At 58.7% G+C, this 15,751-nt stretch carries 22 protein-coding genes and 1 tRNA gene; 5 read left to right on the plus strand and 18 right to left on the minus strand.

Annotated features, from left to right (window positions below; genetic code table 11):
* Positions 1–3: 3 nt before the first annotated feature.
* From Pla100_RS25165 to Pla100_RS25175, 3 genes are read left to right on the plus strand one after another with little or no spacing between them, the layout of a single operon-like run.
* Positions 4–777: a hypothetical protein gene (locus tag Pla100_RS25165; protein WP_146581334.1), complete on the plus strand. Its 774-nt coding sequence runs from the start codon at positions 4–6 to the stop codon at positions 775–777.
* The gene (locus Pla100_RS25170) at positions 774–2,411 is read left to right on the plus strand and encodes a hypothetical protein (RefSeq protein ID WP_146581336.1); all 1,638 of its coding nucleotides are present in this window, start codon (positions 774–776) and stop codon (positions 2,409–2,411) included. The genes Pla100_RS25165 and Pla100_RS25170 overlap by 4 nt, the downstream gene beginning before the upstream one ends.
* The gene (locus Pla100_RS25175; protein ID WP_146581338.1) at positions 2,408–2,635 is read left to right on the plus strand and encodes a hypothetical protein; all 228 of its coding nucleotides are present in this window, start codon (positions 2,408–2,410) and stop codon (positions 2,633–2,635) included. The genes Pla100_RS25170 and Pla100_RS25175 overlap by 4 nt, the downstream gene beginning before the upstream one ends.
* On the opposite strand, the gene Pla100_RS25180 is transcribed toward Pla100_RS25175, so the two are convergent.
* The 15 genes from Pla100_RS25180 to Pla100_RS25250 form a co-directional block, all read right to left on the minus strand.
* Complete coding sequence (locus Pla100_RS25180) at positions 2,632–2,913, minus strand: hypothetical protein (protein ID WP_146581340.1); 282 nt, start codon at positions 2,911–2,913, stop codon at positions 2,632–2,634. The genes Pla100_RS25175 and Pla100_RS25180 overlap by 4 nt on opposite strands.
* Positions 2,910–3,359, minus strand: coding sequence for a hypothetical protein (locus Pla100_RS25185; protein WP_146581342.1), 450 nt, complete (start codon positions 3,357–3,359; stop codon positions 2,910–2,912). Before Pla100_RS25185 ends, Pla100_RS25180 begins: the two co-directional genes overlap by 4 nt.
* A complete protein-coding gene (locus Pla100_RS25190; RefSeq protein WP_146581343.1) occupies positions 3,356–3,607 on the minus strand; it encodes a hypothetical protein in 252 nt (83 codons plus the stop codon). The genes Pla100_RS25185 and Pla100_RS25190 overlap by 4 nt, the downstream gene beginning before the upstream one ends.
* 81 nt (positions 3,608–3,688) lie before the next feature.
* A complete protein-coding gene (locus Pla100_RS25195; protein ID WP_146581345.1) occupies positions 3,689–4,789 on the minus strand; it encodes a hypothetical protein in 1,101 nt (366 codons plus the stop codon).
* Positions 4,786–5,130 (minus strand): hypothetical protein, encoded by a 345-nt coding sequence (locus tag Pla100_RS25200; RefSeq protein WP_146581348.1) that lies wholly within the window; start codon positions 5,128–5,130, stop codon positions 4,786–4,788. Before Pla100_RS25200 ends, Pla100_RS25195 begins: the two co-directional genes overlap by 4 nt.
* A complete protein-coding gene (locus Pla100_RS25205) occupies positions 5,127–5,588 on the minus strand; it encodes a hypothetical protein (protein WP_146581350.1) in 462 nt (153 codons plus the stop codon). The genes Pla100_RS25200 and Pla100_RS25205 overlap by 4 nt, the downstream gene beginning before the upstream one ends.
* Positions 5,585–6,403 carry a 5'-3' exonuclease gene (locus Pla100_RS25210; RefSeq protein WP_146581352.1) on the minus strand — a complete coding sequence of 273 codons (819 nt, stop codon included), beginning with the start codon at positions 6,401–6,403 and terminating at the stop codon, positions 5,585–5,587. Before Pla100_RS25210 ends, Pla100_RS25205 begins: the two co-directional genes overlap by 4 nt.
* Positions 6,396–6,683 (minus strand): hypothetical protein, encoded by a 288-nt coding sequence (locus Pla100_RS25215; RefSeq protein ID WP_146581354.1) that lies wholly within the window; start codon positions 6,681–6,683, stop codon positions 6,396–6,398. Before Pla100_RS25215 ends, Pla100_RS25210 begins: the two co-directional genes overlap by 8 nt.
* Positions 6,680–7,183, minus strand: coding sequence for a carbon storage regulator (locus Pla100_RS31180; protein ID WP_197168218.1), 504 nt, complete (start codon positions 7,181–7,183; stop codon positions 6,680–6,682). The genes Pla100_RS25215 and Pla100_RS31180 overlap by 4 nt, the downstream gene beginning before the upstream one ends.
* Positions 7,180–7,443: a hypothetical protein gene (locus tag Pla100_RS25225; protein WP_231603573.1), complete on the minus strand. Its 264-nt coding sequence runs from the start codon at positions 7,441–7,443 to the stop codon at positions 7,180–7,182. Before Pla100_RS25225 ends, Pla100_RS31180 begins: the two co-directional genes overlap by 4 nt.
* A complete protein-coding gene (locus Pla100_RS25230) occupies positions 7,430–7,723 on the minus strand; it encodes a hypothetical protein (RefSeq protein WP_146581358.1) in 294 nt (97 codons plus the stop codon). Before Pla100_RS25230 ends, Pla100_RS25225 begins: the two co-directional genes overlap by 14 nt.
* A 110-nt stretch (positions 7,724–7,833) precedes the next feature.
* Complete coding sequence (locus Pla100_RS25235) at positions 7,834–9,021, minus strand: hypothetical protein (RefSeq protein ID WP_146581360.1); 1,188 nt, start codon at positions 9,019–9,021, stop codon at positions 7,834–7,836.
* A gap of 391 nt (positions 9,022–9,412) precedes the next feature.
* Positions 9,413–9,931: a hypothetical protein gene (locus tag Pla100_RS25240; RefSeq protein WP_146581362.1), complete on the minus strand. Its 519-nt coding sequence runs from the start codon at positions 9,929–9,931 to the stop codon at positions 9,413–9,415.
* Positions 9,932–10,327: 396 nt separating this feature from the next.
* A complete protein-coding gene (locus Pla100_RS25245; RefSeq protein ID WP_146581364.1) occupies positions 10,328–10,588 on the minus strand; it encodes a hypothetical protein in 261 nt (86 codons plus the stop codon).
* An 87-nt stretch (positions 10,589–10,675) separates the two neighbouring features.
* Positions 10,676–10,759 (minus strand) — tRNA-Asp (locus Pla100_RS25250).
* A 15-nt stretch (positions 10,760–10,774) separates the two neighbouring features.
* On the opposite strand from Pla100_RS25250, the gene Pla100_RS25255 reads away from it, so the two are divergent.
* The gene (locus Pla100_RS25255) at positions 10,775–11,041 is read left to right on the plus strand and encodes a hypothetical protein (protein WP_146581272.1); all 267 of its coding nucleotides are present in this window, start codon (positions 10,775–10,777) and stop codon (positions 11,039–11,041) included.
* Entirely contained in the window at positions 11,038–11,286 is a 249-nt protein-coding gene (locus tag Pla100_RS25260) for a MoaD/ThiS family protein (protein ID WP_146581273.1), read from the plus strand. The genes Pla100_RS25255 and Pla100_RS25260 overlap by 4 nt, the downstream gene beginning before the upstream one ends.
* A 288-nt stretch (positions 11,287–11,574) precedes the next feature.
* On the opposite strand, the gene Pla100_RS25265 is transcribed toward Pla100_RS25260, so the two are convergent.
* Genes Pla100_RS25265 through Pla100_RS25275 form a run of 3 tightly spaced genes read right to left on the minus strand, consistent with a single transcriptional unit; the run spans position 11,575 to position 15,745 of the window.
* Positions 11,575–11,949 (minus strand): hypothetical protein, encoded by a 375-nt coding sequence (locus Pla100_RS25265; RefSeq protein ID WP_146581275.1) that lies wholly within the window; start codon positions 11,947–11,949, stop codon positions 11,575–11,577.
* A gap of 1 nt (position 11,950) precedes the next feature.
* The gene (locus Pla100_RS25270; protein ID WP_146581278.1) at positions 11,951–12,865 is read right to left on the minus strand and encodes a hypothetical protein; all 915 of its coding nucleotides are present in this window, start codon (positions 12,863–12,865) and stop codon (positions 11,951–11,953) included.
* A gap of 3 nt (positions 12,866–12,868) precedes the next feature.
* Positions 12,869–15,745, minus strand: coding sequence for a hypothetical protein (locus Pla100_RS25275; RefSeq protein WP_146581280.1), 2,877 nt, complete (start codon positions 15,743–15,745; stop codon positions 12,869–12,871).
* Between the last annotated feature and the right edge of the window lie 6 nt (positions 15,746–15,751).

Here is a 15,751-nt window from a genome sequence, read left to right on the forward strand (position 1 = left end):
GCGATGGCTGTTAATTGCTTGGCTCCTGGGTCTTGCTGCGGTTGCGTCATCCAAACGCATGAGCTCGCGCGAAAGGTGTCCAAGAAACCGATTCGAATCTATTCGCTTTATCGTCACGAGTGGAGCGAGACCACGCGTTTTCGAATCGGCTACCTCGTTACGCAATACCTCACGCCGGCCGATGATCCGTTCGGATTGCTCGGGCTTTATTCGAGCAATTACCAGTGGGACCCGTGGCAAACGTCGGCGACGTCGAGTCATCTCGAGACCGGAACGCTCGACGACGTCGTCGCGGTTTACGATGGTTCGAATGTTGACACCGGTTTCATCACGATCGAGTTTGGATTCGACTACTCGCGGCCGGTCATCGAAACGCCGGGGCCGCATCCGACCGACCCGACGCTAGGTCTTCTCACTCGATCGCAACCTATGAAGCAATCCGATCGACACGTTAGCCTCGGTTCCTTTCGGTCGGTCGCGGTTCTCGACTTCGATTCCGTTTGGTATTCGTCTCCCGATCCGACAACGGTCTTCATTGAATCGGGCGGAACGGGACTCACGGCCGCCGAACTTATCGAGCCTCGGGACTGGGCCTCGGTGTTCTCCGCGTCGCCTACCATCATCGACCCCGATAAATTTCTCGTTCCAACGCCGGGACAAGACTTTTCAACCGTCGCGGACGCGATCAACGCGGCCGCCGCCGGCGTTGACGTCACGACCCGGCGTTCGATCGACCCAATTAACCTCAATGGACCCCGGAGCGTGATTCTACTTTGACCGCTTTTCGAAACTTCGCTTACGTCGCGGATTATCTTCATTCGCCGACGCTCGAATCGATCGACGTCGACGGCGTTCATAAGTTACAGACTCGATCGGCGTTGCCTTCGATCCCGATTAAGATTGATGCGTCGTCGATGCGTATGATCGAGTTCCTTGATCCAACGTCCGGCGATGTCTTATCGACGATCGAGATCCGGACCGCCGACGATCAAAGCGACCTATACGTCGACAACGTTCTCGTTAGAACGATCAACCTTCAATCCCAAACGTTCGGATCGATCATCTTGCGTTCGGGATCGCTGCAGATTCACGGCGTCAACTTCCGCAGGATCGGCGACGTTGTTTTCGACGACTTCGACGCGGCCGCCGATCCTCACGAGCTCGACGAGTTCGGAGATCCGATCGCGGATCATTACACGGGCTCGCTCGATCTCCCGGTCGACTGGGCGAACCGATCGATCCTCTTGCGAGTGACGCCGTACACGCCGGCCGATCCTTGGAGCGAACTCGAGACTTGGCCGACGATCACCGTTTCGCAGATTCGCGACCCTCGCGTCGATAATCGCCAGGACTGCCCCGACGCGGTGATCTGTCCGTTATTCGCTCCGTTCGGCGTCGCCGGTTGGCGGCTTGAATCGCAGACTATCGATCGGTCCGGATCTCGCGACGAGATCCTTCGCGAGATCTTCCAGAAATTCGATCACTGCGAAACGGCGATCGATCAGCTCGTTAGAACGTCGCCGACGGCGGCCGTCCAATTGCACGCAACCGGAGCGGGTTTCGACGACGGCTCCGGCGTCCAAACGGTCGAGTTCTTCGGGGCGAAGATCGCACCCGACGCGATCGCCAGCGTCGACCTATTCGACGCGTCGACGCAATTGCGATTCGAGGAAACGGCCGGAAAGTTATTCGCGATCGCTGACGTCGTGTTCAGGTATCCCGCCGGCGTCGCCGAGCGATCGCCGGTCGGTGCGTTAGAGACCGACGACTTGAGCGAGATTCGATCGATCACGCCACTTGGGATCGGCCTCGACTTAATGGGCGGCGTTGTTGCTCAAAGTCCCGACGTCGTGTTCTCGAGCCTATCGTCGATGCCGGCCGATGTCACGTATTTGCAAACGCCGGTCGGCTCGATTCAATTCGTCGAGGACAAGGCTTACGATCACAGCGTATCGCTTAACCTTAACTTTCGATCCGCTTCGGCAACCTTTCGTCGCGAGATCTTGGCGACCGATACGTCGATCGAGTTCACGGCCGACGACCTTGACGGCGATATCGTCGACACGGATTCGCTCGAGGTATTGAACCCGGCCGCGTTGCCGTACTTCCGGCCGACCGCTCTCGAGTTTCGCGGCCTTCGTGTCTACGCTCTCGTCGTTAGCGTTTTCGGGTTCGGCAGCTCGGCGCAAGTCGAAGAGCAGGCTTTTAACGCCTACGCGATTGACACGAACGCCTTCGAGTCGGTCACTCTTCCGAACAACGTCTATTTCGCCGAGTTTGGTCCCGGTCAAGAGATCGACGGTTTCGATCGTTATCGACTTGGCGGCGGTTGGCGCGAGTGGCGATTTTTGCCGACGTTCGCGGCCGAGACGCTCGATCTAACTTCGTTGCGAATGCGGTTCGCGAGATGATCGCACGCGGGCCGATCGATCGCGATCACTTCAAGCGATCGCATCCGATATGCCTTTCGAATCAATGCCAACACTTCGGACCTTATAACGACGACGGCGACTCCGGATGTCTTTTGCTTCGCGAGCTTTTCAACGTTTGCCCCTCGCGAATCGGTCAACACTTACTGCACGGCGGCGGATGCGTTAACGACCCGCCGCTCTTCCCGCCGGCGTCGGCCGATTAGCCTTGACCCATTCGGGCCTTCTTCTTTCGCCAATCTTCGACGATTTGGCGGGCTTCGGCGATGCTCATCGTTGCGCCTTCGCCGGAGTCGACCAGGACGTCGTTCTCGAGGATCAACCAATCGCCCGTGCTCCATATCTCGACGACCCAAAAACGACGACCAGGCGGCTTGTAAGCCGACGCGTCATAAGTCGACGGATCGGGCAACGGCAACAGCTCGCCGCTGAACCCGTAGCATTGCTTCCGCCACTCGAGGAACGGCTTTTCGTTCTTTCTCATCCTAGGCAACCTTCGTTCGATTGCGAGTCGAGCTCGATCGCCTTGGCAAGCCACAGCAACGCCTGACGCGTTCGGCGATTGCGACCGCCGCCGATCCCCGTTCGAATCCGAATCGATGGGAACGGGTCCAGGTTCTCGGCGGTCCTCTCCTCGTCATGGTACGCGTGCATTCCCACGTACACATCACCTTGGTTATCGACCATGACGTTCATTTGAGACCCGCAGCGATTCCCGTCGTCGTCGCATAGGATCTCATATCGTTTCATCGCCTCGAGGCCTTCCGGCCAATGAGGTTTGAAAACCTTCGGTTCCTTCATGGCCGCTCGTTTCTCGGCATATTCAAGGCGAATCCCCATTAACGTCACTCGATCGTGAATCATTCCAACGGGTACGTTGTAAGTGTCGAGCACTTTGTGAGCTGACTTCTCGCTAAGACTTCGCGTCATTGCCCCACCCCTAGTTCCTTCAGAGCGTTCGCGATTCCTTCGGTCGTTTGATCGAGATTGTTTTCGTTGTATTCAACGAATCGATCGACCACTCTCGCGAGCTTCTCCGGGATCTTCGTTCCCGGTCTCACTACCGCAATGATCGGCTTATCTAGCAAGACGGCGATTCCAGTCTCGACGGCAAACTTCACATCGAACTTGCTAGGATCGGACGCGATCGAGACGACCACGCGAGAGCGTTCGATCATTGGTATCAGCTCTTTTCGGATTCGAAAAAACCAACGTTGAAAATCCTGATTTGCTTTAGTCACCGGGTTGCTTCCCTTTGGTTAGCGGATCGATACCAGCTCGGCGAACAGTCGCCGCGCTGCGGTTTGGGTGGTTCGTTCGTTGGGTCGGGTCTGCACCGGGGCGGCTTTCACGCTTGCGGCGATCGCGGCGTCGTGATCGCTCTTGACACGCCGCACCGGTGGGACGGCCGGATAGCCGTTTTTCATCCGGACGCGTGAGAGCAGGCGAGCCAGGCCGTCAGAATCGAGCTCTAGGCGTTCGGCCAGCTTGCACCGAAACAGGCCGACGCGAGATCGCTTGCCGAAGTCACGAGCGACCCGGGCGGCCGTCATCGCATCGGCTTCGGCGATCAGGCCGGCGTCGAGGGCGGCGGCGACTCGCCAAACGGTTTGAACATCGCCGGCCGGCCATTCGTTCCGAGACCCGAGAGCGTCGAGGAGTCGGACGCACGTCGGCACGGTCGCGTCGGCCGTGGTCGAAAATTCCAACCTCGAAAATTCATGGTCCTCCGCGCCCTCGGTTTTGCCTTTCGGTTCGCCATCCTCAAGGAAGAGAGGACCGGAATCTTTAGGAAAGGAATATAAAGCAGTTTGATTTTTGATTTGTCCCGGTTCTGTCCGGGTCAGTGTCCCGGTTCTGTCCGGCCCATTGTCCGGGTCAGTGTCCGGGCCGTTGTCCGGGTCAGTGTCCGGCTTTTGCGCTCGCTCCAAGAGCGGCGAATCGCCGACGATCACGGCCCGGTTTAGCTCGATCGTCAGTCGCGATTTGTGGCCGCGCCCGCGTCGGCCGCTTGGGACGACACACTCGAACGTCACCATCCCGTCGGCCTGCAGCTCGGCGAGCGCACGGCGGACGATCCGGCGGCGGGATTCGATGTTGTCGCTCGATGTTGCCAACTCGCGATCGCTCGCGAGTCGATCGAGCTCCCACTCGATCGACTCCCAACCGGTCGCGACCTTGGCGATGATGATCCCGACGGACCAGTAGGACGTTCCCTCGGTGTAGCCGGCTCGCTCGAGGCAATCCTTCATCGCGGCGATTCGTTCGCGACAGAGTCGCTTACGCGTTTCCGCTTCGCGTTGGGCCTCCTCGGCCGCGTCGATCAACGGCCGTTCGCTTCCATTCGTTCCACGCGTCAAAATAAAGCCTCCTGACGCGAGTCGATCGATTCACGTTTCGGCCGCTTCGTTTCACGTTTCGGCCGCTTCGTTTCACGTTTCGGCCGCTTCGCGTCACGCTTGGGCCGTTTCGCGTCTCGGGGCGGCGATTGCATCGCATAGGCCAGCGTCGACCAGAACACGGTACTTCGGCCGTCGGCGAGCAACACGGACACGCCCCAACGCTCTTGATCGTCGCCGCGAAGTTCCGCGTCGGTTAGGAATCGGCCGACCGCTCGGACGATCACGCCCTTTCGATCGGCCCGAATACGCTGCGCGAGCGAGACCGCTTCATCGAAGTCCATTCGATCGGCGTCGTTCATTTGACCCTCGCTTTCCGTTCCGACGGCACGCGAGCGAACAAAGGCGAGATCGGCGGCAATGAATGACCCTTGTCGAAGAACGCTCTCACGTCGGCCAGGCGGCCGTCGATCACGAGCGCCAAGTCGCTATCGAGCTGCTTCATCTCATGGGCGATGTCGTCGTTATCTCGCTGATCGTCTGGGCCGAAACTCCCGCGTCGGTCGGCTCGAAACTCAGAGAATTGCAGCTCGACGATCCCCTGCAGGTCGGCGTACCGCTCGCGAACGGCCGTCGCCGACTTGATTAGCTCCTTGCCGATGTTTTTATCGGCGACCATCGCGGCCAGGATCTCCGCCATTCGTTCGAATCGAATCTTCGCTCTTGATCGCAATTGAATCAGCGAGCGACGTCGGCCGTCTGTCAGAACCGGGAACCCGATGTCGGCACTCGAGCCGACCGGTTTGGTGAATTGAATCACGCCGGTACCTCCATTTCCATCATGGCCGCGCTGATCGGTACGTCGCTACGCAGCGTGACGAGCTCTCGCATCAAGTCGAGTGTTCCGTCCTCTCGAGCGGCTAACACCTTCTTTTCTGGCATAGGGACCTTCGCCAGTTTGACGGCTTGTTGACATAGGTTATCGATCGTCCCGTATCGACTCAGCAGCTCCGCCGCGTGTTCCTCACCTATGCCACGGACGCCCGGCACTTTGTCGCCAGGATCGCCGCGCAATGTTTGGTACTCAATCCACTGTTCAGCGAGCGCACCTAATACCGGTCGGCCGTCATCGTTCAGTTTCGCCATATCACGCTCCGTCAGAAATTCGCCGTTCAGCCGATCGCCCGTTCTCGATAGCTGGGTGCATTGAGTCACGCGGCCGGCCAGCAACAATTGACGCAGGTCCTTATCGCTACTGAACAACACGACGCGACGGTCGACCATCAACGCACCGTTAACGACGGTCGCGAGCACGTCGTCGGCTTCGAACGTCGAGACCGTCACGCAGTCGACGCACTCGTCGTAACAAGCACGCTTCGCCGACTCGATCGCGTGCTCGAGGCCCTCGGGTTTTGGTCCTCGGTTGCTTTTATAGTTCGCGTACAGATCACGCCGGAATGATGTTCCGTCGTCGGGATCGAACGCGACAATGATTCGTTCAGGCATCCACTGACGATTGAGACACTCGAGCCGGCGGCGGAATCGTGAGCCGGTTATGTCGCCCGTGCAAACGTCTTTGAAAACGAGGTTCGTCCCGTCGACGGCGAACCAGCAATCGGCATAGCGGCTATCCATGACGCACCGCCTTTCGGTCGGCTTCGATCAACGCCAGGAGATCCTCGATCTGCGATAGCTTTTCCGAGTTACCCGAATCGGTCGCGGCGAACGTGAAAGCACCATCGACGACGAGCATCCAATCGGCATGATTCTCGATCTTGAGTCGATCGCGGAAGTCGCCGAGCTTACGGCCTTCGGCGATCAACCGGATCGGCGTGTAGGGATTCGTGATCATTCGATCGGGAAGGTTTGCGACCATGTTCTCGATTCGATTGACAGTTTGCTCTTTGGTTATCATTGCGTCACCTCGTTGCTTTGAGCGGGCACAACAGGCAACGCCGGCAACGCGACGCGTTCTCCGGATCTCGGAACGCGAACGACTCGCTTTTGACGCGGTGCGTCGATTCCGATCAGGACTTGATTCGATCGCGTGCGGATGACTTCGATCGTGATATCGTCGCCGATGTCGATTGCTTCGCCTTCGCGACGGTTGATAACGAGCATGTTTTTAACCCTTTCCCGTTTTGGTTCGTTGAGTTTGGTTCGGATGGTTTCCAAGAGCGATTTGACGTCCGATCGCCCGCGTTGCTGTTCGATCGCTTGATCGGCGACCTCGAGCAGATAGTTTTCAGTCCGGCAGCCGCGAACGTTGCACCGTGATCGGTGATCGCGTAGCGCCGCTTCGGCTTGCATGGCGACGATCGCGGCCGAGTCGACCAGGCTCTCGGCTTCGCCGATCGCTCGATCGATGTTCTTCACGTCGTCTTCGGAGATCGCGAGATAGATTTCGCGGTTCATGGCTTTGCTTTCCCCTTCTCGTCGAGGTAGTCGCAGCATTCGCGATAGGCTCCTTCGTAGCCTTCGCCGATTCGTTCGTAGAGTCGCTTCCGCGTCGACGGCGGAATCAGGAAGTAGCACGTTCGGCAAAACGTTTGCCCGCGTGCCTTGGTCGATCCGCATCGGCAGCGATCGCCCCGCAGCTCGGCGACGATCGTTTTTCGATCGACCATCGCGTCGAGTTCGCTCTTCGCTTTTTGGACGGCTTCACTTTGCATCACGAGCCGCCTTTTTGTTCGCGATCGCGATTTGGTTTTTCATGTCGACGAGGATCTTCAAATTCGCTTCCATCGCCTCGCAAGCGATCCGCTTGTTCTTCACTTCCGCTTCGTGCTGAAGCCTACACAGTTCGTCGCTGCACGCCTGGTTATGCTGTTCGACAGTCCGCACGTGCTGCTCGAACAACCGACGGTTGATCTCGCAAGCCCTCGTCGTCGTAGCCACGAGCAACGGAAGGAAACTCTCGGTCTCTTCCGACACCCAAACTTGAATCGACTTCATCCTTACGCCTTTCATCAAAAGAAAAGGCCGCCCGGCCGATGCGCAACACATCGACCGAGCGGCCTTGGGAATGGTCCAACAACGATGTTGGACCGTAACGGTAGTGATCGTTATCCGACGACCCGCAGCCTCATCGGCGACTGCGTATCGGTAGGCAAGATTCCGGTCGGCATCGGCAGCGTCGTGAGCGTGTCGAAAATCGGTCGCTCTTGGCCGTGATAGTGACGCTCGAAAACATCGTTCGAGACGTGCCCCGTGATCCAACGGCCGACGCCCGTGTACCCGATCGTCGATCCGTGCGATTCGGCTCGAGTCCCGGCCGTGCATCGCAGATGCTTTATCAAATACTCGCGTGACGACTCCTCGACGTTCCCGTCCGCATCGAACTCGAGTCTCGGCCGTGGCTTCGCTTCGGCTTCGGCAAGTATCCGCCGCCATTGGCCGTAGACGCCGTCCTTCGACAACGGACACGGAAACAACGCGGCCGATTGATCGTCCGGCGCGAACGACTCGCGCCAACGGCCGAGCCAATGCCCGACGGCCGGCGTGATCGGCAAGCACAACGGAAACGACTTTCGGCCGCGTGTCTTGTTCGGAACCCACGCGAGCCAACCGAGCGGCGACTCGATCGACCCGTTTTCGCTGGGATTGATCCCGGCCGGCCGGATCGACGACCATCGGATCGGCCGCAAGTGCGGTTCGTATCGAATGAGATCCTGGGTTCGCATCCCATACGTCGCGAACATCACCACGGCCGCCCGCCAAAACGAAGGCGGATCGATCGGCTTGCTCCCGGCCGAGTCCGGCCACGTCGCCACGTCGCACGCCTTGAAAATCGCCGCGATCGTCTCGTCGGGAATAACCAGCTTCCCGATCTGACGCGGTTGCGGCACCTTCCGCACGCGGACTAGCCCCCGCGACTCGTCGAGCGTCCCGTCCTCGACGGCGGCGGCGAGAATCTGCTCGATCGCCTGTAGCGTCTTGTTCAGCGATCGCGGCGAGACCTTCCGCGACTTTCCATCTCGCCCCGGAATTTCCTGCCCGATCACGCTCCGGCGGAACTCGGAAAGTGCTTGCGGCGTCACGTCGCCAAGCCCCGGACTCACTGTCCGGTCCTTTTCCCCGGTCAACGATTCGCGGCCCTTTTCGGTCCACCATTTCCAACGAAAGACGGCTTGTTTCAGCTCGCCGATCCGATCGTTCGAGAGCCCCCGGTCGATCGCTTCGGGAAGGAACTCGAGCCGAAAATAATCGTCGAGCGAGTGAAGGGTTTGGTGGGGTTGGATCGGTCGAATCATCAGGTTGCCTCGTCAATGGTTGATTGCAGGCGAGATCGATCCTAACCTCCGCACACGTCGCCAGCGTCCAAGAAAATCCTAAACAGATAGCGGCCCACGCCAACGAGCGAGCGTATTTCGAGGGTCCACAAGAGATGCGCAAACAATGCGCAAGTGATCGCGCGAAATTCATTATTCGCATGGTTCGGCACCATCACCCAACGATCAGCGCAGCGTCAAAAACGCATTGCTTTGGTTGGGTCAAAAGGGTTTCGTGTTACCCTTGGTCCGCGTCGAAGAAGTCCAGCCCTGTAAGGCTGAGAGGCTCTGTAAAGCCACTGCGACGCGTGCCGCAGGTGTTTAGTACACCCGCGAAAATAGCGAATCCCGTCCGCGTGTCAACAGAGGTTCGCTACTTTTGAGAAAGCTCGTCGTAGGCTTGCTGGTCTTGAACGCGAAGATTGTCGTCGATCTTAACAGCGATCTGCCGAAACTCTTTAGACCCTTTGTTGAACTTCACTTGCATCTCGTAAACGTGCGTGAACTCACCAAGAGGGTTCGTCGTTTTGAAAGTGCCGTTGACTATCCCGAACTCTTCAACAAGCAGCTCAGAACGGCTCTTTAGGTCCATTTGAATTGTGGGAAACTTTGGCTTCAGCATGTATTCGACCACAGAGTGAACCGAATATAGTTCCGCTACGCGATCCTCTTTCAACCGTTCTTCGGGTGTCATCGCAGCTCGCCGCGCCGCCTCTTCCTTGCGTTTCGCCGCTTGCTCGATACCAAACTGCTTGTTCGATTCGGCGATCGTGTCCGAAACCTTGTGCGTGATCAGTAAGCAACCACCGCACACGAACCAACTCAGGATCATGACGGCTGTGCAAGCGATGCAAAAAACCTGAAAGCAGGACAAGCCACGTTCGTTCGTCATGCGGGTGCCTTCGGACGATTTGAAAAAAAGCCGGCCTCCGTTGTACTAAACACCCAAAGAGATGTCGGAGGCCGGCTACGGCTTTCGCCGCCCACGAATCTTAGCGGCCGGGTGTTACAGCACCAGACCAGATTCGAATGGTTTGTTATGATTCAGTCGTTCAGTTCGTTCCCGTTTTTCAAAAGGTCATGACGATGGAAGTCTGTATCCCCGTTCGCGAATTGCGAGACGCATTCGAAGCGAGACGAGCCAATTTCGAAAGAAAGGTCATCTCCCGCGCTCGCGACGGAAGTTTGTTTTCGACGGGCACGCGGTACGCAGACCAAAGCGAGTCGCTATCACTGCGAGCAATCGAAGGATTTCTTGTCGAAGTTGGGGTCATCGAAAACAGCCCTGTTAATTCTGAGTCGCCACCTGAGCATTGAGCGTCCGAAGCTCACTAACAGCGTCGACCAGTTCCGAATGGATACCGTCTAAGTCTTGGACCGTGCCCTTCGAGCGAACTTCGCGATGAAGAGCGACAACCGAATCGTTTAGCGTCGCGATCGACTCGGCGACAACCTGCAAGGCCACGACGATCGCCCTATCGCCGGAGAACTCTCCATCGTCGAGATTGGCCTTAATACTTTTGAAGTCTTCGTGAATGCGAGACTGCATCGACTACACTCCGTCAGGTGACTCGTAGCATCCATGCTGTCGAAACCGGGTAAATCTTATTCCCGGCAAAAAACAAAATTTCAAAAGCGACGCGGACGGGACTCGAACCCGCAACCTCCGGATCGACAGTCCGGTGTAGACTTAGACGAATCCGGTCCTTCACCCCGCCCCCTTCGGAATCCACTCATGAGCGACGAATCGGAAGATTTCGTTGAGACCAGCAATCCCGATCGACTTCGCGAGATCGCCGAGCTGCTTCGCGGCGTTCCGATCATGTTCGGAACCGACGACGGCGACGTCGACGACCTCGAGGCGATCGCGACCAGAATCGAGAATCTTGAAAACTTTCTCGATTCCGTAGAGGAGATCGTTTCCGCCTGGGGTGCCGGCGACGCGGGTGATTCCGAGATCGTCCGACTTTTGAATCAGGCTCGGAAGCTTCGGAAAGAATGAGCCAAACGAGCGAGTCCGTCGCCGAGCCATCCGACGCCGACAAACTTCGTGAATTGGCCGCAGCTCTCCGCGATGTTCCGGTTATGTTCGGCAGCCTCAAAGAGACGGCGGATCGGCTCGAGCGATTCGAGAAATTCGCGGAAACGGTCGCGAACGTCCTCTACGAGCTTGGTGTTCGCGATGACGGGCATGGCGAGCTGGTTGCGATTCTTAGGAACGCGAGAGAGTTGCGGGATCGACGCTAAAGCGTTCGGAATACGTTAACCATCATCTGCACCGGTGAAGCGTGCAACGCGTTCACGGCGGCAACCACCGCCTGCACCGGAGAGACCCCCACCCGGCGGCGGCGACGCCCCCGTCTTTTCTGGCTGCCATTTTGGCGTAGACCGCACGTAGTAACTCGGAAAAAAAACCCGCAGGTTTTGGGGAGGGGGGGGGTGGTCGCTGAAATTCGGCCGTTTTTTCGACTTGTGCGGCCGCCGCGTGAGAAAACGCGGGTTTTCCGGAACTAATTTAGACCGAGACGGACCCGTTTAGCACGGCGCGTAGTCGATCAGCAAAGCGCCGCCGACGACTCGGCTCGCTCGGATGAACTTTCCGCCGGCGATCGCTTCGGGGGCCATGTTTGCGACGCGAATCATATAGTGCTCGCCGTCGGGATTCTTTACAGGCCGGCGATGAACCACGTCGCCGACTTCGACTAGAGCCCACGCTTCGCATTCGGCCGACGGGATCTCCGTTTCCTTCGTTTCGGTTTCGAGTGCTGGGATTCCGCTCGGCGGCGTGAAGAGAACCCATCCGATCACGTCGTCGAGTTCGTCGTCGTCGATGTCGACCGGTGAACCGACGGCCATCCGCTTTAGCGTTTCGGCCGTTTGTTGGTCGGCGAATCCGTAGACTGCAGGCATGTTAGGCGATCTCGTCGAAGTCTTTTTGCGGTCGTGTTCGAAACGCGTGAAAGAGCATTTCCTCGCTTGGGTGTCCGTCCATGTCGAGCCAAGTCATCGACACGGGCGAGCCGGCTTTCTCGCGACGGAACGGAACGCGATCGCCTTCGGTATCAAGGAACGTGTTCGATCGAGCGGCCCGGACGGCGAGCCATCCGGTTCGGTGTTTCTTTGGTGCGGCTCCTCCCATCGAGACCTTGAACTCGACGGGGTGCGATAGGATCTCGAAAGTTAGCTGCCCGATCGTGTAGGTTCCAAACTCGACCTCTTGGCCTTTTACGCTTCGGATCATCCAAGCGTCTTCAGGTTGGCCTCGCCAGTCGTCATCATTCGTAGCGTTTAGCCAATTGCCGAGCGTGTGCTCGTCATAGGAACTCACGTATCGGTTCACCGTTACGCCTTTCAGCGTGATGGGTGCGCGAACGGGTTCGGCGTACAGGTCGCCGAACACGTCGACGATCTCGTTTCCGTCGTAGTCGTACCACATGACGTGATCGGTCGTTTCAACGAACGGCTCGACCGTCGGGGCGAGCGAGAACGGGTCGGCCGATTGGGGTTGCTCTTTCTGCTCTTTGCTTCCGATCATTTCGAACGTGCAAGCGACTTGCCAATAACGGCGGCTTCCTTGGACTGGGTTCGGCGTTGCGGATCGGCAGATTGTGAACGGGACAACGAAACCCGGACGCGGCGAATAGACCGAATAGCCTGGGATCGGCACGCCGGGGATTCGCAGGACCTCGAATCCGGATATCGGATCAGGGTCGTTTGAATCGAGGTGGACGTCCCAAACGCCGGTGAACTTGCGAGTGCTCTTGCCATCCTTGTCGGACTCGCTCGAAGTGCGATCGCCGTAGCGAGCGTGTTTGACCTTTGCCATTTTTCAGACTCCTATGATTTGCCATTGAGACAAGGCCGAGCTTGCTTGCTCGCTCGCGATCGCGATCCGTTCGAACACGTCGCCGCCGGCGGCTTCGGCCGCCGTTTTGGTTGTCGTCGCTTCGGTCGACCGGTTGGCGATCGCGTCGCCGCCGGCGATGCGTTCGGCCAGGGCGGCTTGTTGTTGCATCTGAGCGGTGACTTCGATCGCTTGGTTAACTCGTTGCTGCTCGATGCCGGCGAGTCGCATCGCGGCGGCCTCGAGGCGATCGGCTTCGGCTTGCTCGATTTCGTTCTTTCGCAACACGTTTTGATCGTCGACCATTGCGGCGTAGACTTGCGAGCCGTCGGTGATGTCGCCGCCGGCGGTTGCCAGGTCGTCGGGGATGTCGACGAATTGCATCGCGGCGTTACGCTTGGCGGCTTCGAACTCGGCCTCGGTCAAGAGGTTCCGCATTCGCATTTCGTGCAAGTCGGTTAGTTCGGTCGCCAGTTGTGCGACCGGTCCGCGCTGCGTCTCGGTGATCTTGGCGGCTTCGGCCGCTAGGCTTTTGAGCCGATCACGTTCAGTGTCCCTTGCTTTATTGCGTTGTTCGATCAGCTCGAGCTCACGACGCATTTCGAACGTTCGTTGCAATTGCTCTGGGGTCGCGCCCTGTTGTTGTAATCCCGCAAGCTCTTCGGAATCGCGATCGGATAGACGCGGATTCATGTTTCTGAGCTGCTCGGCAATCTTCGCCTTTTCGACTTGATCACGCAGCGAGTTCTCTTGGTCTCGCAGTTTTTGAGCGTTCTCGAGCTCTTTGTTCCGCTCTCGGAGTGCCGCAATCTCTTGTTTGATCGGTTCGTCGATCTCGGCGTTTTTGAGTAGATAAGCGTCTGACGCTTCCGCGCCGAGCGTCAGCTCGCGATTGCGTTCCTTCAGTTGCCGAAGTTCTTCGGCGTAGTTGTCGACTTCAGGATTCACAACCTTGGCGGCGTTTTGCTTGGCGGCCACTTGCTCGGCGGCGATTTGTCTCGATGCCTCCGCTTCTTCCTTCCGTTTGGCTGCACCCTCTTCCGCTGCTTTCTTTGCCGCCAGGTAGTTGTTTCGAATGTCATCGCCGACGGTAACGGGCTCGAACGCTTTCGCGATGGCGACGCCCAATCCAATAATGTCTCTAGTGCCCGCCTCGTAAAGCAATCTCGTGAATCGAGTAACGTAGACCGACGTTTCCGCCATGTAGGCAGCGAGCTCGACGGCTGAGTCAGCCGCTTGCGTAATGCCGCCTCCCATCTCGCCCGCCATCGGTGCCATGCCGCTTATCGTCTGGGCGATCGCCGTCACCGCAGGTGCAAACTCAACCGTGACTTGCCTAGCCCATCCGTCCCAGATAGCTTGCAGCTCGCCAACGGAATCGACCGCGTTAGTGAGTCCAAGCGACTGAACGTCATTGACCGTTAGGCCATAGCGATCGGCTGCCCTCTTGGCGTCATCAAGGCCCTTTGCACCGCCAGCCAAAACATCGGCAAGCGCAAGGCCCTCCTCCTCGAACAGCTTCGCCGCGATCCTAGCACGGTCGATCGGATTGGCGACCTCGCTAGCCGCTTGGACAATTTGCCGAAAGGCGATCGCGGGATCTTCTAGGGCCAGTTTAGACGCGTCGAGGCCGAGAGCTTGGATTGAAGCTAACGCGTCGCCGCCGCCGGCAGCCGCCTCGCTGATCTTGGCTGAAAGTTTTGTGACAACCACCATCGTTTGGTCGGCCGACATTCCAGCGTTTTGCGACGCGGCGAATTGAATCGCCGCGTAGTCTTGCACCGAAGTGCCTAGCATTCGGGCTGATCGATCCATTTTCACAACGAGATCGGCTTGCTCGGCTACGCTTTGGCTAAACGCGCTCGCTGCGGACGAGGCTAAGCGATACGCACCGTAGGCAGCGCCGAGCCCAACCGCCAAGCCTGCAATGGCCGGCCCCATGCGAACCAGCGAAGCACCTCGCCCCGCCAGGCCGCCGATCATCGGCATGTTGTCGATCTCGTCGCGTAGCTTTGGCTTGGACGGCGAGTCCGGACGTTGTGGGGCACCGCGTCGGGCGATGTCGGCGACGCCGCGTCGGAATGTTGTTTCGTCGATCGCTCCGGCTTTGCGCAGTCGATCGAGTTCGCGACGTTCCTCTCGCAGCTCCCGCGTCAGGCGTTCCGACGCGGTTGCGTAGCGGTCCGTCAGCGCGGCGCCGCGCCGTTGCAGGTCCGCCCGTCGCTCCTCGGCCGCGACGACGGCCGGTAGCTGCGAACGATACTCGCGTAGGTGCCGAGTCGCTTCGCTTTGCGTCAGGCTTCCACGGTCGACCAGATTTCGGATCCTCCGCACCTCGTCGGCGTAGCGTTCCGAATCGGTCTGCAGGCGACGGCGAACGGCCGACGCTTCCTTTTCGACCGCGACGCGTTCCCGCTCGGCCGCGACCACGCTCGGCAGTTGCGACTTGTATTCCTTCAGGTGTCGCGTCGCCTCCGCTCGCGTCAGGTTGCCCCGGTTGATCATGTCGATCATCCGGAGCTGCTCGGCGCGGTACCGCTCGTCGTCGGTCATCAGCTTGCGACGGATAGCGGCCGCGTCGGTCTCGGCGGCCGTCTGGGCCTTGCGAGCTGCGATCGCCTCGGGTTGCCGAGCGGTGATCCGCTCCATTGCCGTCGCGTAGGTCTTTTGATCCATCGCGCCGACGCGGAAGGCGTCCGTCAAACGCTTCACCGTCGCCGCCGATTGCTCGGCCGGTTCCTGCAGGCGATAGAAGTCACGCCGGAGCTGCGATAGCTCGCGCTTCGTGATGATCCCGCCGGCCTGCAGTTTCGAGACGTCGAGCCCGATCCGGTAATTGAATGCTTCGACGGTTTTTGACATTGCCGG

Source organism: Neorhodopirellula pilleata (assembly GCF_007859915.1).
Classification (GTDB): domain Bacteria; phylum Planctomycetota; class Planctomycetia; order Pirellulales; family Pirellulaceae; genus Rhodopirellula; species Rhodopirellula pilleata.